At 72.7% G+C, this 21,118-nt stretch carries 19 protein-coding genes and 1 riboswitch; of the genes, 12 read left to right on the forward strand and 7 right to left on the reverse strand.

What is annotated here, in order from left to right:
- Window positions 1–176 precede the first annotated feature (176 nt).
- The 3 genes from SSPS47_RS26060 (at window position 177) to SSPS47_RS26070 (ending at window position 4,108) form a co-directional block, all read left to right on the forward strand.
- The gene (locus tag SSPS47_RS26060) at window positions 177–1,541 is read left to right on the forward strand and encodes a pitrilysin family protein (protein WP_187280357.1); all 1,365 of its coding nucleotides are present in this window, start codon (window positions 177–179) and stop codon (window positions 1,539–1,541) included.
- A gap of 17 nt (window positions 1,542–1,558) precedes the next feature.
- Window positions 1,559–2,926, forward strand: coding sequence for a pitrilysin family protein (locus SSPS47_RS26065; protein WP_164255015.1), 1,368 nt, complete (start codon window positions 1,559–1,561; stop codon window positions 2,924–2,926).
- A gap of 214 nt (window positions 2,927–3,140) precedes the next feature.
- Window positions 3,141–3,307, forward strand: a riboswitch (cyclic di-AMP (ydaO/yuaA leader).
- 12 nt (window positions 3,308–3,319) lie between these two features.
- Complete coding sequence (locus SSPS47_RS26070; protein ID WP_164253087.1) at window positions 3,320–4,108, forward strand: M23 family metallopeptidase; 789 nt, start codon at window positions 3,320–3,322, stop codon at window positions 4,106–4,108.
- A gap of 74 nt (window positions 4,109–4,182) precedes the next feature.
- On the opposite strand, the gene SSPS47_RS26075 is transcribed toward SSPS47_RS26070, so the two are convergent.
- Window positions 4,183–4,464 (reverse strand): HPr family phosphocarrier protein, encoded by a 282-nt coding sequence (locus tag SSPS47_RS26075; protein ID WP_147878137.1) that lies wholly within the window; start codon window positions 4,462–4,464, stop codon window positions 4,183–4,185.
- 153 nt (window positions 4,465–4,617) lie between these two features.
- Between SSPS47_RS26075 and SSPS47_RS26080 the strand changes: the two genes are divergently transcribed.
- The 5 genes from SSPS47_RS26080 (at window position 4,618) to SSPS47_RS26100 (ending at window position 10,917) form a co-directional block, all read left to right on the forward strand.
- Window positions 4,618–7,467 (forward strand): bifunctional GNAT family N-acetyltransferase/acetate--CoA ligase family protein, encoded by a 2,850-nt coding sequence (locus tag SSPS47_RS26080; RefSeq protein WP_203557930.1) that lies wholly within the window; start codon window positions 4,618–4,620, stop codon window positions 7,465–7,467.
- A 462-nt stretch (window positions 7,468–7,929) separates the two neighbouring features.
- Window positions 7,930–8,529, forward strand: a complete 600-nt coding sequence (locus tag SSPS47_RS26085) for a DUF5998 family protein (RefSeq protein ID WP_147878732.1) — start codon at window positions 7,930–7,932, stop codon at window positions 8,527–8,529.
- Window positions 8,529–9,746 (forward strand): nucleotide pyrophosphatase/phosphodiesterase family protein, encoded by a 1,218-nt coding sequence (locus tag SSPS47_RS26090; RefSeq protein ID WP_164253088.1) that lies wholly within the window; start codon window positions 8,529–8,531, stop codon window positions 9,744–9,746. Before SSPS47_RS26085 ends, SSPS47_RS26090 begins: the two co-directional genes overlap by 1 nt.
- Window positions 9,747–9,848: 102 nt before the next feature.
- On the forward strand, window positions 9,849–10,499 hold the full coding sequence (locus SSPS47_RS26095; protein ID WP_164253089.1) for a thymidine kinase: 651 nt from the start codon (window positions 9,849–9,851) through the stop codon (window positions 10,497–10,499).
- Between the two features lie 55 nt (window positions 10,500–10,554).
- Window positions 10,555–10,917 (forward strand): DUF1801 domain-containing protein, encoded by a 363-nt coding sequence (locus SSPS47_RS26100; RefSeq protein ID WP_164253090.1) that lies wholly within the window; start codon window positions 10,555–10,557, stop codon window positions 10,915–10,917.
- 30 nt (window positions 10,918–10,947) lie between these two features.
- Here the strand turns inward: SSPS47_RS26100 and SSPS47_RS26105 are convergent, their stop codons facing one another.
- On the reverse strand, window positions 10,948–11,313 hold the full coding sequence (locus tag SSPS47_RS26105; RefSeq protein WP_164253091.1) for an arsenate reductase family protein: 366 nt from the start codon (window positions 11,311–11,313) through the stop codon (window positions 10,948–10,950).
- An 85-nt stretch (window positions 11,314–11,398) separates the two neighbouring features.
- Complete coding sequence (locus tag SSPS47_RS26110) at window positions 11,399–12,229, reverse strand: VOC family protein (protein WP_164253092.1); 831 nt, start codon at window positions 12,227–12,229, stop codon at window positions 11,399–11,401.
- Window positions 12,230–12,483: 254 nt separating this feature from the next.
- On the opposite strand from SSPS47_RS26110, the gene SSPS47_RS26115 reads away from it, so the two are divergent.
- On the forward strand, window positions 12,484–13,320 hold the full coding sequence (locus SSPS47_RS26115) for a sulfurtransferase (protein ID WP_164253093.1): 837 nt from the start codon (window positions 12,484–12,486) through the stop codon (window positions 13,318–13,320).
- A 94-nt stretch (window positions 13,321–13,414) separates the two neighbouring features.
- On the opposite strand, the gene sepH is transcribed toward SSPS47_RS26115, so the two are convergent.
- Window positions 13,415–14,467 carry a septation protein SepH gene (gene sepH / locus SSPS47_RS26120; protein WP_164253094.1) on the reverse strand — a complete coding sequence of 351 codons (1,053 nt, stop codon included), beginning with the start codon at window positions 14,465–14,467 and terminating at the stop codon, window positions 13,415–13,417.
- Window positions 14,468–14,933: 466 nt separating this feature from the next.
- Between sepH and SSPS47_RS26125 the strand changes: the two genes are divergently transcribed.
- Window positions 14,934–15,791 (forward strand): hypothetical protein, encoded by an 858-nt coding sequence (locus SSPS47_RS26125; protein WP_164253095.1) that lies wholly within the window; start codon window positions 14,934–14,936, stop codon window positions 15,789–15,791.
- A gap of 31 nt (window positions 15,792–15,822) precedes the next feature.
- Here SSPS47_RS26125 and SSPS47_RS26130 read toward each other — a convergent pair whose 3' ends face one another.
- Together SSPS47_RS26130 and SSPS47_RS26135 are read right to left on the reverse strand one after the other, a co-directional pair.
- Window positions 15,823–17,160 carry a D-arabinono-1,4-lactone oxidase gene (locus SSPS47_RS26130; protein ID WP_164253096.1) on the reverse strand — a complete coding sequence of 446 codons (1,338 nt, stop codon included), beginning with the start codon at window positions 17,158–17,160 and terminating at the stop codon, window positions 15,823–15,825.
- Window positions 17,102–18,367, reverse strand: coding sequence for an MFS transporter (locus tag SSPS47_RS26135; RefSeq protein ID WP_164253097.1), 1,266 nt, complete (start codon window positions 18,365–18,367; stop codon window positions 17,102–17,104). The genes SSPS47_RS26130 and SSPS47_RS26135 overlap by 59 nt, the downstream gene beginning before the upstream one ends.
- 154 nt (window positions 18,368–18,521) lie before the next feature.
- On the opposite strand from SSPS47_RS26135, the gene SSPS47_RS26140 reads away from it, so the two are divergent.
- On the forward strand, window positions 18,522–19,649 hold the full coding sequence (locus SSPS47_RS26140) for a ferrochelatase (protein ID WP_164253098.1): 1,128 nt from the start codon (window positions 18,522–18,524) through the stop codon (window positions 19,647–19,649).
- A 98-nt stretch (window positions 19,650–19,747) separates the two neighbouring features.
- Window positions 19,748–20,572 (forward strand): inositol monophosphatase family protein, encoded by an 825-nt coding sequence (locus SSPS47_RS26145; protein WP_164253099.1) that lies wholly within the window; start codon window positions 19,748–19,750, stop codon window positions 20,570–20,572.
- Between the two features lie 132 nt (window positions 20,573–20,704).
- Here SSPS47_RS26145 and SSPS47_RS34915 read toward each other — a convergent pair whose 3' ends face one another.
- On the reverse strand, window positions 20,705–20,878 hold the full coding sequence (locus SSPS47_RS34915; RefSeq protein WP_187280419.1) for a hypothetical protein: 174 nt from the start codon (window positions 20,876–20,878) through the stop codon (window positions 20,705–20,707).
- Between the last annotated feature and the right edge of the window lie 240 nt (window positions 20,879–21,118).

A 21,118-nucleotide genomic window follows, 5' to 3' on the forward strand; every position in this document is an offset into this window, starting at 1 on the left:
CGTCGTTGAACCGCCCGGGGCGCCCGTTTCCGGCGGAGCACCGCCGGGCTGTCAACGGGCCGCCGACCGGCGGACGGCGAGGTGGCACCCCTTCGCGCGACACGGAAACTTCGCCACGCGTCGGCGCGCTTGCATACAGTGGCAGGACTTCTTATATCGCGATCGAAGGGACGTACATGCCCATGGGTCACACGGCCACAGCGCAGGCCGGCTCCGGCGGCCTGACAGCGACCGAGCACCGGCTCGCCAACGGACTGCGCGTGGTGCTCTCCGAGGACCACCTGACCCCGGTCGCCGCGGTCTGTCTCTGGTACGACGTCGGTTCGCGCCACGAGGTCAAGGGCCGTACGGGCCTCGCCCACCTCTTCGAGCACCTGATGTTCCAGGGCTCCGCCCAGGTCAAGGGCAACGGTCACTTCGAGCTGGTGCAGGGCGCCGGCGGCTCGCTCAACGGCACCACCAGCTTCGAGCGCACCAACTACTTCGAGACCATGCCCACCCACCAGCTGGAGCTCGCCCTCTGGCTGGAGGCCGACCGCATGGGCTCGCTGCTCTCCTCCCTCGACGACGAGGGGATGGAGAACCAGCGCGACGTCGTGAAGAACGAACGCCGCCAGCGTTACGACAACGTGCCCTACGGCACCGCCTTCGAGCGCCTGACCGCGCTCTCCTACCCCGAGGGCCACCCCTACCACCACACCCCGATCGGCTCGATGGCCGACCTGGACGCGGCGACCCTCGACGACGCGCGGCAGTTCTTCCGTACGTACTACGCGCCGAACAACGCGGTGCTCTCGGTCGTCGGCGACATCGACCCCGAGCAGACCCTCGCCTGGGTCGAGAAGTACTTCGGCTCGATCCCCGGCCACGACGGCAAGCAGCCGCCGCGCGACGGCTCCCTGCCCGACATCATCGGCGAGCAGCTGCGCGAGGAGATCCACGAGGAGGTCCCGGCCCGCGCGCTGATGGCCGCCTACCGGCTGCCGCAGGACGGCACCCGCGAGTCCGACGCCGCCGACCTGGCGCTCACCGTCCTCGGCGGCGGCGAGTCCTCCCGGCTGCACAACCGCCTGGTACGCCGCGACCGTACGGCCGTCACCGCCGGATTCGGACTGCTGCGGCTGGCGGGCGCGCCCTCGCTCGGCTGGCTGGACGTGAAGACCTCCGGCGGCGTCGAGGTTCCGCAGATCGAGGCCGCTGTCGACGAGGAGCTGGCCCGGTTCGCGGCCGAAGGCCCCACGGCCGAGGAAATGGAGCGCGCCCAGGCCCAGTTGGAGCGCGAGTGGCTCGACCGGCTCGGCACGGTCGCGGGCCGCGCCGACGAACTGTGCAGGTACGCGGTGCTGTTCGGCGACCCGCAGCTGGCGCTGACCGCCGTCCAGCGGGTGCTGGACGTCACGGCCGAAGAGGTACGTGCCGTCGCCGAGGCGCGGCTGCGCCCCGACAACAGGGCGGTGCTCGTCTACGAGCCCACCTCCCCCGACGACGACGCCGACGACGCGGCTGCCGACACCGACGAGCACGAGGGGGCGGACCAGTGACCGACGCTGCCGTGACCATGGAGTTCCACCCGCAGCCGACCGCCGGAGAGGCCAGGCCCTGGGCGTTCCCCGCGCCCGAGCGCGGTGTCCTGCCCAACGGACTGACGGTGCTGCGCTGCCACCGCCCCGGCCAGCAGGTGGTGGCCGTCGAGATCTCCCTCGCCGCCCCGCTGGAGGCCGAGCCCGAGGGCCTCGACGGCATCGCCACGATCATGGCCCGCGCGCTGTCCGAGGGCACCGACAAGCACACGGCCGAGGAGTTCGCCGCCGAGCTGGAGCGCTGCGGCGCCACGCTCGACGCGCACGCCGACCACCCCGGCGTCCGGGTCTCCCTGGAGGTCCCGGTCTCCCGGCTGCCCAAGGCGCTCGGCCTGCTCGCCGACGCCCTGCGCGCCCCGCTGTTCTCCGAGAGCGAGGTCGGCCGGCTCGTCACCAACCGGCTCGACGAGATCCCGCACGAGCAGGCCAACCCGGCCCGCCGCGCGGCGAAGCAGCTCTCCAAGGAGCTGTTTTCGGCCACCTCGCGCATGTCGCGCCCGCGCCAGGGCACCGAGGAGACCGTCGGACGCATCGACGCGAAGGGTGTCCGCGCCTTCTACGAAGCGCACGTGCGCCCCGCCACCGCCACCGCGGTCATCGTCGGCGACCTCACCGGCGTCGACGTAGAGGCGCTGCTCGCCGAGACGCTCGGCGACTGGACGGGCGACACCTCCGAGCCGCGCCCCGTGCCGCCGGTGACCGCCGACGACACCGGCCGCGTGGTGATCGTGGACCGGCCCGGAGCCGTCCAGACGCAGCTGCTGATCGGCCGGGTCGGCCCCGACCGGCACGACCGCGTCTGGCCGGCCCAGGTGCTCGGCACGTACTGCCTGGGTGGCACGCTCACCTCCCGGCTCGACCGGGTGCTGCGCGAGGAGAAGGGCTACACCTACGGCGTGCGGGCCTTCGCGCAGGTGCTGCGCTCGGACCCGGACGGTACGGGCGCCTCCATGCTCGCCATCAGCGGCTCCGTGGACACCGAGTCGACCGGCCCCGCGCTGGACGATCTGTGGAAGGTGCTGCGTACGCTCGCGGCCGAAGGGCTGACGGACGCCGAGCGCGAGACGGCCGTGCAGAATCTGGTCGGAGTCGCGCCACTGAAGTACGAGACGGCCGCGTCCGTCGCCGACACGCTCGCCGACCAGGTCGAGCAGCACCTCCCGGACGACTTCCAGGCGCGGCTCTACGCACGCCTGGCCGAGACCGGCACCGTCGAGGCGACGGCCGCCGTCGTCAGCGCCTTCCCGGGCGACCGGCTGGTCACGGTGCTCGTCGGGGACGCCTCGGTGATCCGGGAGCCTGTCGAGGGGCTCGGCATCGGCGAGGTGAAGGTCGTCACCGGCTGAGGCCGGCCCACGAACCACGCGGCTCAATACGCACAAAGGGAACCCCGGTGACGAACCAGTCGCCGGGGTTTCCCGCTATGTCCGCATTCATAAGGAGGTTGCCTGAATGCCCTGTGGCGTGCGCTACAAAAGGGCCTGTCTGTTTGGTGATTGAAAGATGACCCCTTTAGCGTCGGTCCGGCTGTCCGCCAGAGCCCGCCGCATCCGCGGCACCGGACAGCCATCGCCGAGTCCCCGTCAGGCGCGAGCCTGGGGAGCCGGGGACCCATTTGCGTCCCTGGGGTGAATCGGGGGCCTTCGCGTGATCCGCGGAGGAGCCCGTAGGAGACCTTCCTGCTCCGAACCCGTCAGCTAACCCGGTAGGCGAGAAGGAAGGAAAGGACCAGCCACTTCATGGCGTTCACCCGTGCCACCGGGAAGCACCGTGCCCCGGGCCGAATGACGCGCCGGAGCGCGAACATCGCCGGAGTCGCCACTCTCACCGCGGCCGGTGTCATCGGCACCCTCGCCTCCCCGGCGCTCGCCGCCGAAGCGGGCGCGGCCCTCGCCCAGGAGGCGGCCCCGGCCGCCCCGGACCGCGCCATCGTCATCGACGACTCGCTCGCCGCGAAGATCGACGCCCAGGCCGACGCGCAGCGCCTGGCCGCCCGGAAGGCCGCGAAGGCGAAGGCGGAGGCCAAGGCCGCCGCTCGCGCCAAGGCCGAGGCGAAGCGCAAGGCGCAGGCCCGCGAGGCCGAGGAGCGCGCGGCACGCGCCGCCGAGCGCGAGCGCCTGAACGCCTACCGGCTCCCCGTCGCCGGCTCCTCCGTCACCACCGGCTACCGGACCGGAGGCGCGCTCTGGTCGTCCGGCAGCCACAGCGGCGTCGACTTCCGCGCCACGTCGGGCACTTCGGTCGTGGCCGTCGGCGCGGGCACCGTCGTCGAGGCCGGCTGGGGCGGCGCGTACGGCAACAACGTCGTCATCCGTATGAACGACGGCACGTACACCCAGTACGGACACCTCTCCTCGGTCGCCGTCAACGTCGGCCAGAGCGTCTCCCCGGGCACGTCGGTCGGCCTCTCGGGCTCGACCGGCAACTCCACGGGACCGCACCTGCACTTCGAGGCGCGGACGAGCGAGGAGTACGGCACCGACATCGACCCGGTCGCGTATCTGCGCTCGCACGGCGTCGGCGTCTGAGCCGGTACCCAGACACCACGAAGGCCCCGGCGTCCTGCCGGGGCCTTCGCCGTTTCGTACGTACGCGGCGCGGGTCAGACGGTCTCGGGAAGCTCGTCCAGGCCCTCGGCCACCAGCTTCGCCAGCCGGTCGAGCGCGACGTCCGCGCCGTCCACGTCGGAGGCCAGGACGATCTCGTCGCCGCCCTGCGCGCCCAGCCCCAGCACGGCGAGCATCGACGCCGCGTTGACCGGGCTGCCGTCGGCCTTGGCGATCGTCACCGGCACGCCGGAGGCCGTGGCGGCACGGACGAAGATGGAGGCGGGACGGGCGTGCAGGCCCTCGGCCCAGCCGACGTTGACGCGACGCTCAGCCATGGTGTTGCCCTTCAAGTCACAGTTGTTGTCTAGACCAGTGTGCCACGCGGCTCCGGACGGACCGACGAGGCACCCCTGGGGTCCGTCGACAGACCCCAGACTGCCCCGGCCCAGCACCCGCCGCTACCCGTGTGCGCGCCGTAGGCTCGTCCCATGACGACGCCGTCACAGCACGCGTACCCCGATCACTGGGAAGCAGACGTGGTTCTGCGCGACGGAGGCACCGCGCGCGTGAGGCCCATCACGACCGACGACGCCGAGCGGCTGGTCAGCTTCTACGAGCAGGTCTCCGACGAGTCGAAGTACTACCGCTTCTTCGCGCCCTACCCCCGGCTCTCCGACAAGGACGTGTACCGCTTCACCCACCACGACTACGTGGACCGGGTGGGACTCGCGGTGACCGTCGGCGGCGAGTTCGTCGCCACCGTCCGCTACGACCGGATCGACGCCCGGGGCATGCCCGCCTCCGCGCCCGCCGACGAGGCCGAGGTCGCCTTCCTCGTCCAGGACGCGCACCAGGGACGCGGGATCGCCTCCGCGCTCCTCGAACACATCGCCGCGGTGGCGCGCGAGCGCGGGATCAGGCGCTTCGCGGCGGAGGTGCTGCCCGCGAACACCAAGATGATCAAGGTGTTCCGGGACGCCGGGTTCACCCAGAGGCGCAACTTCGAGGACGGCGCCGTCCGCCTGGTCCTCGACCTCGAACCGACCGCCGAGTCCCTCGCCGTCCAGCGCGGCCGCGAGCAGCGCGCCGAGGCACGCTCCGTACAGAGGCTGCTCGGCCCCTCGTCGGTGGCCGTCGTCGGCGCCGGACGCACGGCGGGCGGTGTCGGGCGGGCCGTGCTGCGCAATCTCCTCGACGGGGGTTTCACGGGGCGTACGTACGCGGTGAACGTGGCCCTGCCCCCGGAGCTCACCGAGATCGACGGCGTCCCGGCCGTGCGCTCCCTCGCGGAGATCGACGAGCGCGTCGACCTCGCGGTCGTCGCCGTCCCCGCCGAGCGGGTGCCCGAAGCCGTCGCCGACTGCGGCGAACACGGCGTCCAGGGCCTGGTCGTGCTCTCCGCCGGATACGCGGAGAGCGGGCCGGCCGGGCGGGAGCGCCAGCGCGAACTCGTGCGACAGGCACGTTCGTACGGGATGCGCGTCATCGGCCCCAACGCGTTCGGCGTCATCAACACCGGACCGCCCGTCCGGCTGAACGCCTCGCTCGCCCCCGAGACACCCGGCCGGGGGCGGATCGGTCTCTTCACCCAGTCGGGCGCGATCGGTATCGCGCTCCTGGCCGGACTGGTCCGGCGCGGCGCGGGGGTGTCCACCTTCATCTCGGCGGGCAACCGCGCGGACGTCTCGGGCAACGACTTCCTCCAGTACTGGCACGACGACCCGGACACCGACGTCGTGCTCCTCTACCTCGAATCGATCGGCAACCCACGGAAGTTCACCCGGCTCGCCAGGCGCACCGGGGCCGCGAAGCCGGTCGTCGTCGCCAAGGGCGCACGCCACAGCGGCAGCGCGCCGCCGGGGCACGCGGTGCCGGTCACCGGTATCCCGGACGCGACCGTCTCGGCGCTGCTCAGCCAGGCGGGCGTGATCCGCGTGGACACCGTCACGGAGCTGGTCGACGCGGGTCTCCTGCTCGCGAACCAGCCCCTGCCGGCCGGCCCGCATGTCGCGATCCTCGGCAACTCCGAGTCGCTCGGCCTCCTTTCGTACGACGCCTGCCTGACCGAAGGTCTGCGCCCGCTCCCACCGCTCGACCTCACGACATCGGCCCGCCCCGAGGACTTCCGCACGGCGCTGGCCGCGGTGCTGGCGGACCCGGGCTGCGACGCGGTCGTCGTCACGGCGATCCCCTGGGTCGGCGAGAACGGCGCGATGGAGTCGGGTGACGGCGAGGTTCTGGCGACGGCGCTCCGCGAGGCGGCATCGACGGCTCCGGCGAAGCCGGTGGCCGTGGTCCACGTCGAGATCGGCGGCCTCGCGAAGGCGCTCTCGGCGGCCACGACGACGGCGCCCCGCCCGGGACCGGTGCCGGGCACGGGCGCCGCGCCGGACACCCCGCCGACGCCCGCTCCCGAGCCGGCCGGTGCCGTCCCCGTGCCGCCCCGGGAGCCCCGCACCGCCCCCCGGCGGATCCCCGCCTACCCCGCGGCCGAGCGCGCGGTCCGCGCGCTCGGCCAGGCCGTCACCTACGCGCAGTGGCGGCGGCAGGCCGCGGAGCCCGGCAAGGTGCCCGAGTACGACGACATCGACGAGAGCGGGGCCGCCGGGCTCATCGGCCGGGTGCTCGGCGAAGCGCCGGTCGACCCGCACGGGATGAGCCTCGGGGACGACGACACCCGGGAACTGCTCGCGCGGTACGGGATCGCCGTACGGCCCACCCTCCCCGCGTCCGGACCCGACGGCGCCGTCGAGGCCGCCGCGCGGCTCGGATACCCCGTCGCGCTCAAGACCACGGCGCCGCATCTGCGCCACCGGGCCGACCTCGGAGGCGTACGGCTCGATCTCGCGGACGAGGAGCGGCTGCGGGCGGCGTACGGCGAACTCACCGAGCTGCTCGGCGAGCCCGCCGAGCTGCGGCCCGTCGTCCAGTCGATGGCACCGCGCGGGGTGGACACCGTCGTGCGCGCCGTCATCGACCCGGCCGCCGGCGCGGTGCTCTCCTTCGGGCTGGCCGGGGTGGCCTCCGAGCTGCTGGGGGACGTGGCGCACCGGCTCGTGCCCGTCACCGACCGCGAAGCCGCGGAGCTGCTCCGGTCCGTCCGCACGGCGCCGCTCCTCTTCGGCTGGCGCGGCTCCGCGCCCGTCGACACCGCCGCGCTGGAAGAGCTGCTGCTCCGGGTGTCCCGGCTCGTCGACGACCACCCGGAGATCGTGTCCGTCGCGCTGGAACCGGTGGTGGTCGCCACACAGGGCCTCTCGGTGCTCGGCGCGAGCGTCCGCCTCGCGCCACCCCCCTCCCGCGACGACCTCGGCCCCCGCCGCCTGCCGAGCTACTAGTAGTGCTTGGTCAGGTTCAGTCGTCGGTGGCGTGTCCGACAAACCCCGCCTGGCCCGCGACGCCCGGCACGGCGCCTCGCCGCGCTGTCGGAGACGGTCGAGTACGCCCGGTACGAGCCCGCCCCTCCGCCTTGCGATGCACAGCACCAGCCGCCGCCGGCCCCGCCCTGTGGGCGGACGGCGCCATTTGTCGGACACGGCCCAGAGCGGTGGCCGGGAACGTCGACGGTCGCGCGACCGGCCTGCCGCGCGTGCCCTCGATCGCCGGGCGGGCTCAACAAGCCCGCCCGGCGATCGAGGGCGAACCGGTCACCGGCCGGATCCGGTGCGGCAAGCCCGGCCACAGTGCGAGCACCGGCCCCGAGCGAACCCGGCAGATCACGACAGAGCCGTCCACCCACTTCCGCCCCCGGCGGACTCGCGCGGTGCGGGCCATGCATCCCGCCACCGTAGGATGGGGACATGGCGAAGACCGGTACGACGACCCAGGGGCTGCGCACGGCGATCGAGCGCAGTGGCTACTACCCGGCTCTCGTGGCCGAGGCGGTCGAGGCCGCCGTCGGCGGCGAGCAGATCGCGTCGTATCTGGTGCACCAGGAGACGACCTTCGACTCCAACGAGGTCCGCCGGCATGTCACCGTCCTCGTCCTCACGGCCCACCGCTTCATCGTCAGCCACACCGACGAGCAGGCCGCCGACACCAGTTCACCGACCCCGTACGCCACCACCTCGACCGAGTCCGTCAAGCTGGACCGGATCTCGTCCGTCGTGGTCAGCCGCGTCGTCGCGAACCCCGAGTCGTACACCCCCGGCACCCTGCCCCGCGAGGTCGTCCTCACCATCGGCTGGGGCGCCGTCTCCCGGATCGATCTGGAGCCCGCCGCCTGCGGCGACCCCAACTGCGAGGCGGACCACGGCTACACGGGCAACTCCACCGCCGACGACCTGAGCCTGCGCGTCAGCGAGGCCGGTGACGGACCCGACACCGTACGGCAGACGCTCGTCTTCGCCCAGTCGCTCTCCGAAGCCACCGCGGCCGCCCCGTCGTCGACCGGCCGTTGATGGCCGCCCCGCCCACCGCATGGCAGGACCCGGTCCCGCTCGCACTGGACACCGCGCCCGTCCCCGAGTACGGCGGCGGCTCGCTCGCCGACCTGCTGCCCACGCTCGTCGCGGGCCAGGGCGTCCCCCTCCCGGGCGCTCCCGGTGCGGACGCCGCGGTCATCCCCGAACTCACCCCGGCCGACCGCAACTGCGTCTTCCTGATCGACGGCCTCGGCTGGCAGCAGATCAAGGACCATCCCGACGAGGCGCCGTATCTGACGTCGCTGCTGGGCACTTCACGCGGCGGCACCGGCCGGCCGATCACCGTCGGCTTTCCCGCCACCACCGCTACGTCCCTCGCCTCCGTCGGTACGGGGCTGCCGCCGGGCGCCCACGGTCTGCCCGGCTACACCGTGCGCGACCCCGCCACCGGCGCGCTGATGAACCAGCTCCGCTGGCGCCCGTGGACCGATCCGCACGTCTGGCAGCCCTACCCCACGATCTTCCAGCTCGCCGACGCGGCCGGGATCCACACCGCGCAGGTCTCGTCCCCGGCCTTCGAACGCACCCCGCTCACCGAGATCGCCCTGAGCGGCGGCACCTTCCACGGCCGTCTCTCCGGTGAGGACCGGATGGACCTCGCGGCCGTCCAACTGGCCGCGGGGGACCGGTCGCTGGTCTACACGTACTACAGCGAGGTCGACGGCAAGGGCCACAAGTTCGGCATGGACTCCGACGCCTGGCGCGGTCAGCTGATGTACGTGGACCGGCTCGCCCAGCGTCTCGCCGAGCAACTGCCGCCCCGGTCGGCCCTGTACATCACCGCCGACCACGGCATGATCGACATCCCCTTCGACGAGCGGTCGCGCATCGACTTCGACGAGGACTGGGAGCTGCGGGCCGGTGTCGCGCTCCTCGGCGGCGAGGGCCGGGCCCGGCACGTCTACGCGGTGCCGGGTGCCGAGGCGGACGTCCTCACGGTCTGGCGCGAGGTGCTCGGCGAGCAGTTCTGGGTCGCGAGCCGCGACGAGGCCGTCGCGGCGGGCTGGTTCGGCCCGCCCGGCACGGTGGAGGAGCGGGTCCACGGCAGGATCGGCGACGTCGTGGCAGCCGCGCACGACGACGTGGTGATCACCGCGTCCGTCAACGAGCCGCGCGAGTCCCAGATGGTCGGGATGCACGGCTCGATGACCCCCGTCGAGCAGTTGGTGCCGCTCCTCGAAGTACGCTCGTAACGCCCGCCCCGGTCCTACTCCGGCGCATCCGTCCCCCGGACGACGCCCCGTACCGGCGCGCGCCACCTGCCCCGTCCGTACCTGAAAGGCCGTCACTTCCTCATGCCCGAGCTGGTGTTCTTCTCCGGAACGATGGACTGCGGAAAGAGCACCCTGGCTCTTCAGATCGAGCACAACCGCTCCGCCCGCGGTCTGCTGGGCATGATCTTCACGCGTGACGACCGCGCGGGCGAGGGAAAGCTGTCCTCGCGGCTCGGTCTGGTCACCGACGCCGTCGAGGCCGCGGACGGCTTCGACTTCTACGCCTACATAGTCGACCGGCTCTCGCAGGGCGGACGTTGCGACTACGTGATCGCCGACGAGGCACAGTTCCTCGCGCCCGGACAGATCGACCAGCTCGCCCGGATCGTGGACGACCTCGACCTGGACGTCTTCGCGTTCGGCATCACCACCGACTTCCGCACCGAGCTCTTCCCCGGCTCCCGGCGCCTGGTGGAACTCGCCGACCGCGTCGAGGTCCTTCAGGTCGAGGCACTGTGCTGGTGCGGGGCGCGCGCCACGCACAACGCCCGAACCGTCGGCGGGCGGATGGTGGTCGAGGGCGCGCAGGTGGTGGTCGGCGACGTGCACCGGTCGCAGGACGAGGTGGGCTACGAGGTGCTCTGCCGACGCCACCACCGCCGCCGGATGACAAGCGGTGCCGTCCGCGCCGGCGCGCTCTCCCCGGACGTCCTGCCGGTGGCCTCCGACTGAGGCGTGTGGACGACCCCGCTGGATAAGGGCTTCGAACCCGGCATACCCTCACGGAATGCAGAGCGAGGCGAGCGATGTCGAAGGCTGTCTGACCGAGGTTCCTCGGGAACGCAGGGCCGCCCTGGCCCGGCTGCGGCAGCTGTGCCGCGCGGAGCTGGCGGGCTTCGACGAGGTCATGGCGTACGGGATGCCCGCGTACGAGCGCGACGGCGCCTGCGAGATCGCGTTCGCGAGCCAGAAGCGGTACATCTCCTTCTACCTCATGCGCGGTGACGTCCGCGAGGCGTTCGAAAAACGGCTGGCCGGGCACGACATGGGCAAGGGCTGTCCGCGGTTCCGCACACCGGAGGGCGTCGACTTCGGCCTGTTGCGCGATCTGCTCAAGGCCACCGCGGCCCGGCCCGGCACGATCTGCTGACACCACCACCGGGCGGATTCCGGCGGCGGCCTAGGACGAGCGCCCGAGGGCGTCGCGTACCGCCTCGTCCGTGCGCGCCACCACCGCCGTGCCGTCGTCCGCCGTGATGATCGGCCGCTGGATCAGCTTCGGACGCGCCGCGAGCGCCGAGATCCACCGCTCCCGCGAACCGGCGTCCCGCGCCCACTCCTTGAGCCCCAGCTCCTTCGCGTCGGCCTCCCCGGTCCGGGTGATCTCCCAGGGTTGCAGCCCGAGCCGGTCGAGCACGGACCGGATCTCGTCCTCGGACGGCACGTCCTCCAGGTATCGGCGGACGGTGTACGAGGCGCCCTCCTCGTCCAGCAGTGTCAGCGCGCCGCGGCACTTCGAGCACGCGGGATTGATCCAGATCTCCATGGCCCGAACGGTACGGCACATGCCCCCTGGGCAGGGACGATCGCGCCGGTGCGGATCGGCGACCGCCCGACCGTCCGGCCGCCGCTCAGCGACCGGCCGACCGCACCACACTGAAGACCGCGCCCCCGGGATCCGTCACCGTCGCGACCCGCCCAGCGGCCGTCTCCCGCGGCCGGTCGATCACATGCCCGCCCAGCTCGACGACCCGCAGCGCCGCCGCGTCCGTGTCGGCCACCTCGAAGTACGTCATCCAGTGCGAGCCGCGCACCCGCCCGAGGCCCTCGCCCACGCCGTGCAGCGTCGCCACCGGGCGCCCGTCGAGGCGCAGCGTCAGCACGTCGGCCCCGTCCCGGCCGGTCGTCTCCACGGCGTAGCCGAAGACCGACCGGTAGAACGTGCCGACCCAGGCGGTGTCATGCGTCACCAACTCGTTCCAGACGGGCGTTCCGTGCGCTCGGGATCCCGCCCCCACTCCCACTCCTGCCGCCGCCCCGACGTCAGCAGAGCCGGTGCCGCCGCCGGTGCGCGCCTTGGCCTGCCGGATCCCGAAGACCGCGCCGGCCGGGTCCGAGGCGATCGCGACGCGCCCGTCCACGCCCGTGTCGAGCGGCCCCACGCCGACGGTGCCGCCGGAGCACCTGATCGCCTCCGCCGTCATGTCGGCGTCGTCCGTGGCCAGATACGTCGTCCACGCGAGCGGCAGTCGCCGCTCCGGCGGCAGTTGGCCGATTCCCGCCACGTCCTGTCCGTCGAGTACGCCGCGTACGTACGCGCTCAACGGCTCGGGCCCCGGCACCCATACGAACTTCCAGCCGAACAGCGCTCCGTAGAAGTCCTGCGTCGTGTCAAGGCCGTGCACCATCAGACTCACCCAGCAAGGTGTACCGGGTCTGTACCGTTTCGCTGCTTCGGTCATCGTCACTCTCCCCTCGGACCGTTCGGGGACGGCCGTGATCGCGATCGGTCGGCGGAGAACGGGCCGCGCGCCTCGGGCGGCGCGGCCGGTTGCCCGAGCATGGTTCCACTCCGCGCCGCGCGTCGCGCCCCGGCCGCGCCGCTTTTGGCGCGATCCAGCAAGTGGACGACTGTTTTGACATTTACGTAACGTCGCCGTGGTATCACGCACCGCGTCGGATCCGAACGCCCTTGCCGGTGCGCGAGGATGGCCGTATGACAGTCATCATCTCCGCGTCCGAACTCGCCGCCCTGATCGCCGGGCCCAGGCCGCCGGTCCTGCTCGATGTCCGTTACGCGCCCGGCGCCCCGCCCGGCCGCCCGGAGTACGAGGCGGGCCATCTGCCCGGTGCCGTGTTCGTCGACCTCGAAGCGGAACTGTCCGCCCCGCCCGGCGCCGGCGGCCGTCATCCGCTGCCCGATGTCGCGGCGTTCGGCGCGGTGATGCGCCGCGCGGGCGTCTCGGCCGGCACCCCGGTCGTCGTCTACGACGGGGGTCAGGGCTGGGCCGCGGCCCGCGCGTGGTGGATGCTGCGCTGGGCCGGCCACCGCGACGTCACGGTGCTGGACGGTGGACTTCCGGGCTGGGAAGGCCCGTTGACCACGGAGATCCCGGCCACGGAGGAGGGCGACTTCCGCCCCGTACCGGACTCGCTGCCGCTGCTCGACGCGGACGGCGCCGCCGCGCTGGCCCGTGACGGCGTGCTGCTGGACGCGCGGGCGGCGGAGCGCTACCGGGGCGATGTCGAGCCGCTGGACCGCGTCGGCGGGCACATTCCGGGCGCGGTGTCCGCGCCCACCTCGGAGAACGTCGGTCCGGACGGCCGTTTCCTCCCGGCCGAGACGCTCGCGGCCCGCTTCAAGGCGCTGGGCGCGACGGCCGGCTCAGGCGGCCCCGAGGTCGGCGTGTACTGCGGCTCCGGGGTCTCCGCCGCGCACCAGTTGGTGGCGCTGGAGATCGCCGGTCTTCCCGCGGCGCTGTACGCCGGTTCCTGGTCGGAGTGGACGGCGGACCCCTCGCGCCCGGTGGCGACGGGTCCCGACCCCGAGTGACACCGCCCGACGCGGGCGGTCATGAACAGGGGGCCGGGGCCGTACGCGTGCGTCGCGTACGGCCCCGGCCCACCAGTGACGATCCCGCTCCCGCTCAGTCCTGTTTCTTGCGGCGCGTGCCGAAAACGATCTCGTCCCAGCTCGGCACCGCGGCACGGCGGTTGGGCCGTACGCCGTCGGCCTCCGCCTGACGGTCCGTCGTACCGGTCAGCCGGTCGCGGTGGCCCGCCACCGAGCGCGGCATCAGCACATCCGCGTACGCGGACCCCGCGCCCGCCGAGGCGGCCGGTGCCACCGGCTCCTCCTCGTCGTCCACCTGACCGGGCTCGATCGCCGGCGGCTCGGGCGGCGACGGCCGCTCCGGGACCACCATGTCGCCACGGAAGCTCGGCACCGCCTCCAGCAGGCTGGTCAGGGTGTCGCGCTCACTGGTGTCCTCGTCCGGGTCCGGCGCCGTCGGCCGCTCCATCTGCCGTTCCATGGCACGGTCGAGGGGCCGCTCACGATCCCTCGGCAGCCGCGCGATGCGCGGTACGAACGGAAAGCTCGGCTCCTTCGTGCCGACGGCCAGCGAGTCGTCCGTCTCGCCGATCAGCGAGCGCGCCTCGTCGTCGACCGCCTGGACGAGCCGCCGGGGCGGGTCGTACGTCCAGCTCGCCGAGTGCGGTTCGCCCGCGACCCGGTAGACGAGCAGGACCTCCCAGGTGCCGTCGTCGCGGCGCCACGAGTCCCACTGCGCGGTCTCCTTCTCGGCGCCGCGCATCAGCAGCCGCTCGTTCACCGCCTCGCCCAGCTGGGGACCGGTGTTCTCGCCGGGGCGGCGCACCGCCGTCTTCCTGGCGCGCTCGGCCATGAAGGCGCGCTCGGCCAGCACGGGACCCTCGAAGCGCCGGACCCGGTCGACCGGGATCCCGGCCATCTGGGCGACCTCCTCGGCGGAGGCTCCGGACCTTATCCGCGCCTGGATGTCACGGGGCCTGAGGTGGCTCTCCACCTCGATCTCGATCTGGCCGAGGCGGGCGCGGTCGTTGCGCACGGCCGCGCGCAGCCGCTCGTCGATGGGGAGCGTGTACTCCGTGCTGTCGGCAGCCTTGAGCACCAGTCGTGTGCCGTCGTTGGAGACGGCCACGACACGCAGTTCGGGCATGGGGACCTCCCGGGTGGTGCCTGCCGACGTCACGTGCGTCGCTGCTTCCGCTAGTCGAGTGTGACTTGCCCGGGTGCAGCCTGCCACAACCTTGCCGAGTTGCCCGGCGTGTCGGGCATGGGCCCTGGAACGCCGTCATGACACGGTTGCCTGTTTGCGACTCAGAGTGACAGACCTGGTCACACTGTGTAGCAGGCGCCCGTTCGGTGCCATCGCGCCGCCGGATCGAGTGCCACTTCGGCCCCCTCCCGTAGACCCGGACACCTGTGAGGGAGTCCGGCCCCAGGGCTCGCCACAGTACTCCATTCGGGCCATCGGGGTGGACTGCCACGCCACCGAAGTTCTCCGGGGGCAGGGGAGTTGAGAGGGTGTTCGTACCCCCCACGCGTGTCCCAATTCACACAATCTCCAGAAGCGGAACTATCCGATTCGCTCAAATGTCTCTTCCTGGTGCACGGTGGCACAGATGGGCGAGCAGAGGTTGGAGATGGATCAGAGGCAGAACCCGGACATTCGGACCGGTGGCGGGGTGGCGACGCAGCGGCTCGAACTGAGCGTGCCGCAGGTCGCGGGGAGCGCGCTCGCCGCGATCGCGGCGGCGGTGTTCGCCTCCAAGCTGGGGGTGTACGGCACGATCATCGGCGCCGGAGTGGTGAGCGTGATCGCCACCTGCGGCGGCACGGTCTTCCAGCACCTGTTCCGGCGCACCGGCGACCAGATACGCGAGGTCTCGGTCCAGGTGAAGCCGAAGGCACGCCAGGTGTACGACTCCGAGCCGGCCCCCGCCCCGACCCCGGCCCCCGCCGAGCGGTCTCCTCAGGAGGCCGCCGCCCGGGACGCGTTCGGGGGAGCCACCACGTACGGCACACGCGGACGCGGCTGGAAGCGGCCCGTCGTCGCGGCCGCGGTCGTCTTCGCCGTGGCGATGCTCGGCATCACCGGCTACGAACTGGCCGCCGGACAGGATCTGAGCGGCGGCAAGGGGACGACGTTCAGCTCCGTCGTACGGGGCGGGGACAGCGGCGGGGACTCCGCGCCCGACGGACCGGCCGGGCCGCGGGACGGTGGACCGACCCCCTCCGGCGACGGCACGGGGACGGACAAGGACAAGGGCACCGGGACCGTCGAGTCGCCGACCCCGACCCCGGCCCCCTCCGCACCCGGCACCGGGCAGAGCCCGAATCCGAACCCGGACCCGCCCGAGAGCGGCGGTCCTTCGACCGCGCCGACGCCGGAGCCCTCGCGGCCGGACGGCGGATCCGGCGACTCGTCGGGCGAGGGCATCTCGCCACCGACGCACGAGTCCACGGTCCCGTCGCCGTAGGGCCTGTCCTCGATCGCGGACAGACCGGCCACTACGCGCCGATGACCCGCCGCAGATACGGATTCCCGAACAGCCGCTCCGGGTCCAGCCGGTCGCGCACCGCCGTGAACTCCTCGAAGCGCGGATAGACCCCGGCCAGATACGCCGCGTCCCGCGTGTGCACCTTGCCCCAGTGCGGCCGGCCGCCGTGCGCGGTCATGATCCGTTCCACCGCCGTGAAGTACGAGCGGTAGGGCGTGCCCCGGTACAGATGCACCGCGATGTAGGCGGTCTCGCGGCCCGACGCCGTCGACAGCGGGATGTCGTCGGCGGGCGCGGTCCGCACCTCCACCGGGAAACTCACCCGCAGGGGGGACCGCTCGATCATGGCCTTGACCTCGCGCAGCGCGCCCACCGCCGACTCGCGCGGCAGGGCGTACTCCATCTCCACGAACCGAACGCGGCGCGGGCTCGTGAAGACCTTGTAAGGAATGTCCGTGTACATCCTGGCGGAGAGGGCGCGGCTGGAGACCCGGGCGATCGCGGGGATGGTCCCGGGCACCGCGCGGCCGAGCGAACACGCCACCTGGAACAGCCCGTTGGAGAGGAGTTCGTCCTCGATCCAGCCGCGGACCGGGCCGGCGGGGGCCGCGGGGCCGGCGCTGCGGTTGTTGCGCTTGGTGTTGCAGTTGCCGGTGTGCGGAAACCAGTAGAACTCGAAGTGCTCGTTCTCGGTGACGAGCGCGTCGAACTCCGACGTCACCCGGTCGAAGGACATCGGCTCCTCGCGGGCCGTCAGCAGAAAGACCGGCTCGACGGCGAAGGTGATCGCGGAGACGACACCCAGCGCGCCCAGTCCGATCCTGGCGCTCGCGAAGATGTCCGGATTCTCGTCCGCGGAGCACGTCAGCACGGACCCGTCCGCCGTGACGAGTTCGAGCGCCCGGATCTGTGCGGCGATCGAGGCGGACTCGCGGCCGGTGCCGTGCGTGCCCGTGCTCGTCGCGCCGGCGACGGTCTGGTCCATGATGTCGCCCATGTTGGTGAGCGACAGGCCCTCCCTGGCCAGGGCCTCGTTCAGCCGCTTCAGCGGGGTGCCCGCCTCCACGGTGACGGTGCCGGCCTTCCGGTCGATCGCACGGATGCCGGTGAGCAGGTCGGGCCGTATCAGCAGACCGTCGGTGGCCGCCGCGGAGGTGAACGAGTGCCCCGTGCCGACCGCCTTGACCCGCAGACCGTCCTCGGCGGCCTTGACGACCGCCTCGGCCAGCTCCGCCACGGAGGCCGGGCAGGCGACGCGGGTGGGCCGCGCGCTCACGTTCCCCGCCCAGTTACGCCAGGTGCTTGTCGCGTTCCTCGTCACCGCCGCGCCCGTACCGGTGTTGGTCATCAGCCCCGCGCCCCTCCCCATCCGTTGACCGCTCCAGCAGTCTGCGGTGACCCGGCAGCGCCACCAGGGCCGCGACGGCTCCCGCCACGACGGGCACAGCGAACCCCGTCCGGGCTCCCGACGCGTCGACCACCCATCCCCCCGCGGACGAGCCGAGCGCCACTCCGACGGCGAGTCCGGTACTGGTCCAGGTCATGCCCTCGGTGAGCTTCGTACGAGGTACGTGCGCTTCGACGAGTGCCATCGTCGTCACCATCGTCGGTGCGATCGAGAGGCCGGCGACGAAGAGCGCCACGGCCAGGATCTGCAGACTCCCGGCCAGTTGGAGGGGGATCATACTCACGGCCATCGCGCAGACTCCCACCAGCCACCTCCTGGACGCGCTGCCCCGGGGGTGCAGCAGTCCGAAGACGGCGCCGGCGAGGCAGGAGCCGAGCGCGTACACGGCGAGCACGAGGCTCGCCGCGGTCTTGTTCCCCCGCTCCTCCGCGAACGCCACGGTCACCACGTCGACGGCCCCGAAGATCGCACCGGTCGCCACGAACGTGACCACCAGCACCTGGAGACCGGGGGAGTGCAGCGCGGTGCCCCCGGTGCGGTGCTCACGCGACTGCGGCACCGGCTCGGTGGCGCGCTGCGCCGTCAGCCAGAAGACGCCCACCAGCAGGAAGAGCGCGGCCAGCAGCGGCCCCGACTCGGGGAACCAGGCCGTGGACAGACCGATCGCGATGATCGGGCCGAAGATGAAGCACACCTCGTCGACGATCGACTCCCAGGCGTACGCGGCGTGCAGCTCACGCGGTGACCCCCGGTGGATCTCCGCCCAGCGCGCCCGGACCATCGACCCCACGCTCGGCACACAGCCCGCGCCGGCGGCGAAGACGAAGAGCGTCCACTCGGGCGCCGAGCGCTGGGCGCACACCAGCAGTCCGGCGACGGCCGTCACGGCGGTCAGCGCGGCCGGCCGCAGCACCCGCCGCTGGCCGTGCCGGTCCACCAGCCGTGAGATCAGCGGACCCATCCCCGCGGCGGACAGCGCCAGCGTCGCCGACAGCGCGCCGGCCAGCCCGTATCGCCCGGTGAGCTGGGAGACCATCGTCACGACGCCGATGCCCATCATGGACAGCGGCATCCGGCCGACGAGGCCGGCCGCGCTGAATTCCAGAGTTCCGGGCGCGGCGAAGATCGCGCGGTAGGGACTGGCCACGGGGCGCTCCGGAGGGCACTGTCGCGAGTGACGGCGCGTACGGCCGCTGACCACGGGCGGTAAGGAATGAACAGGCGCAGACAGCTTACGGCCCGGCGGCGCCCCAGCGCGCCGCGATTTACCCCCGCCCAGCGGCGGATGGCAGGATCGGGACATGCCCGAACAGCGTGCGACTTCACCCTACGACGCCCTTCTCCTGCTGTCCTTCGGCGGCCCCGAAGGCCCGGACGACGTGGTTCCGTTCCTGCAGAACGTGACGTGTGGCCGGGGCATCCCCGAGGAGCGGCTCAAGGAGGTCGGGCAGCACTACTTCCTGTTCGGCGGGGTCAGTCCGATCAACGAGCAGAACCGCGTCCTGCTGGAGGCCCTGCGCACGGACTTCGCCGAGAACGGCCTGGAACTGCCCGTCTACTGGGGCAACCGCAACTGGGCGCCCTATCTGACCGACACCCTGCGGGAGATGACCCGGGACGGCAGGCGCCGCGTCGCCGTCCTGGCCACCAGCGCCTATGCCTCCTACTCCGGCTGCCGCCAGTACCGCGAGAACCTCGCGGACGCGCTCGCCACGCTCGTGGACGAGGGCCTGGAGCCGCCCCGCGTCGACAAACTGCGGCACTACTTCAACCACCCCGGCTTCGTACGGCCCATGGCCGAGAGCGTGCTCGCGTCCCTCGCGGACCTTCCCGAGGAGGTGCGCGCGGGCGCCCACCTCGCCTTCACCACGCACTCCGTGCCGGTGGCCGCGGCCGACACCTCGGGCCGCGCCGAGGACCACGGCGACGGCGGCGCGTACGTCGCCCAGCACCTCGACGTGGCACGACTGATCGCCGACACGGTGCGTGAGGAGACCGGTGTCGAGCACCCCTGGCGGCTCGTCTACCAGTCCCGCAGCGGCGCCCCGCACATCCCGTGGCTGGAGCCCGACATCTGCGACCACCTGGAGGCCCTGCACGGCGCGGGGGCCCCGGCGGTCGTGATGGTGCCCATCGGGTTCGTCTCGGACCACATGGAGGTGCTGTACGACCTCGACACCGAGGCCGCGGCGAAGGCCGCCGAACTCGGCCTGCCGGTCCGGCGCTCGGCGACGGTCGGCGCCGACGAGCGGTTCGTCGGGGCCGTACGCGATCTGCTCCTGGAGCGTGCGGCGACCGAGCGCGGGCGTCCGGTGGAGCGGTGCGCGCTCGGGGCGCTCGGTCCCAGCCACGACGTCTGCCCGGTCGGCTGCTGCCCCGCGAGGGCGCCCCGGCCGGCCGCCGCGGGCGCCGACAGCCCGTACGCCTGACGTCCCGCGCCCGGCGTCCCGTACGCCGGCGTCTCCCACGTCCCGTACGCCCGCCACCCGTCCCACCGCCCGGTGCCCTCCCGAGGAGTGACCTGCCCGTGACCGAGTCCCGCCCGGACGTCGACAACGACGCCCTCACCTGCGAACTGCTCGCCCTCGCCCTGGAGGCCGCGAGCCGGGCCGGGGCGCTGCTGCGCGACGGACGCCCCGCCGACCTGGGCGTGGCCGCGACGAAGTCCAGCCCCATCGACGTCGTCACGGAGATGGACATCGCGGCCGAGAAGCTGATCACCGGATTCCTCGCCGAGAACCGCCCCGACGACGGCTTCCTCGGTGAGGAGGGCGCCAGTTCGGCGGGCAGCAGCGGTGTCCGCTGGGTGATCGACCCGCTGGACGGCACCGTCAACTACCTGTACGGGCTGCCGACCTGGGCCGTCTCCATCGCCGCCGAACGCGACGGCGTCACGCTCGTCGGCGTCGTCGAGGCCCCGATGCGCCGCGAGACCTTCCGGGCCGTGCTCGGCGGCGGCGCGTACCTCAACGACCGGCCGGTGCGCTGCCGCCCCGCACCGTCGCTGGAGCAGGCGCTGGTCTCGACGGGCTTCAACTACGTCACCACCGTCCGCGCCCACCAGGCGTCCGTGGCGGCGCGGCTGATCCCGCAGTTGCGGGACATCCGGCGCGGCGGCTCGGCCGCCGTGGACCTCTGCGACGTCGCCGCCGGCCGGCTGGACGGCTACTACGAGCGCGGGCTGTATCCGTGGGACCTCGCGGCCGGCGATCTCGTGGCACGCGAGGCGGGCGCGCTGACGGGCGGCCGTCCCGGCGCCCCGGCCGACGGCGATCTCACGGTGGCGGCCACCCCCGGCGTCTTCGAACCGCTCCAGGCGCTGCTGGAGGAGTACGGCGCCTGGCACGACTGATCCGCCGCGACCTCGCACCGGCAGATCCGGCACCGACCGGCCCCGCGGCGGCCACCCGGCGCCGAGCGACCCCACCCGGACATGGAAGGACCCCGGCGCCGTCCCATGGCACCGGGGTCCTTCCCGTGCGGGTCACACGTTCGCGGCGCCGAACTGAACGCCGTGCTCGGCGGCGAGGCGGTGCAGGTCCTCCAGCTCCTCCTGCTCGACCTCCGCGAGGAAGTCGTCGCCCGTCTCACGAGCTCGTGTGAGATCGGATTCCGTGGCCCTTATACGCTGCAGAAGCCCTGCGGTGAATGCGTCCATTGCGCCCCCTCGGCGTGGGTCGATGGCACGGGGGTGTGCCGACGTCGTGGTCACGTGGCACCTGGAAGTGCCGACGGCGGTCGATCACGCACCACTCCCTCTGGGGGACAGAGCGGGTAGTGGCATGCCACGTAAAGGGCGTGATCTCTGGTGTGCACTCGTCATCCCCAGGGCGTGTCCGGGAGAAACCTCTCCTCATTCAAGAATCTTGCGTATTCCTTCCGTATGCCGGACGGACGG

Origin of the sequence: Streptomyces sp. S4.7, assembly GCF_010384365.1 — a bacterium.
GTDB lineage: Bacteria > Actinomycetota > Actinomycetes > Streptomycetales > Streptomycetaceae > Streptomyces.